Origin of the sequence: Streptomyces sp. Ru73, from assembly GCF_002920575.1 — a bacterium.
In the GTDB taxonomy this organism is placed as follows: Bacteria; Actinomycetota; Actinomycetes; order Streptomycetales; family Streptomycetaceae; genus Streptomyces.
On sequence record NZ_PQSQ01000232.1, the window covers coordinates 1 to 610 of the forward strand.

General features: G+C 70.5%; 1 protein-coding gene. It reads left to right on the forward strand.

Going from position 1 to position 610, the window contains the following annotated elements; genetic code table 11:
* Positions 1-610, forward strand: a 610-nt coding sequence (locus tag C3486_RS36730; RefSeq protein ID WP_103837142.1) for a 2-hydroxy-3-oxopropionate reductase, incomplete at both ends; no start/stop codon positions are given.

Here is a 610-nt window from a genome sequence, read left to right on the forward strand (position 1 = left end):
TCAAGGACGCGGACGTGGTCATCACCATGGTCCCCGCCTCCCCGCAGGTCGAGGCCATCGCCTACGGCCCCGACGGCATCCTGGAGAACGCCAGGCCCGGCGCGCTGCTGATCGACATGTCCTCGATCACCCCGCAGACCTCCGTCGACCTGGCCAAGGCCGCCGCCGAGAAGAACCTCCGCGTACTGGACGCGCCGGTCTCCGGCGGCGAGGCCGGCGCCATCGAGGCGGTGCTGTCCATCATGGTCGGCGGCGAACAGGCCGACTTCGACGCCGCCAAGCCGCTCTTCGAGGCGCTGGGCAAGACCATCGTGCGGTGCGGCCCGCACGGCTCCGGCCAGACCGTCAAGGCCGCCAACCAGCTCATCGTCGCCGTCAACATCCAGGCCTGCGCCGAGGCCGTGGTCTTCCTGGAGAAGTCCGGCGTCGACCTCGCCGCGGCCCTGGACGTCCTCAACGGGGGTCTGGCCGGCTCCACCGTGCTGACCCGCAAGAAGGACAACTTCAAGAACCGCGACTTCGCCCCCGGCTTCCGCATCGACCTGCACCACAAGGACATGGGCATCGTCACCGACGCCGCCCGCAACGTCGGCGCCGCCCTGCCCGTCGG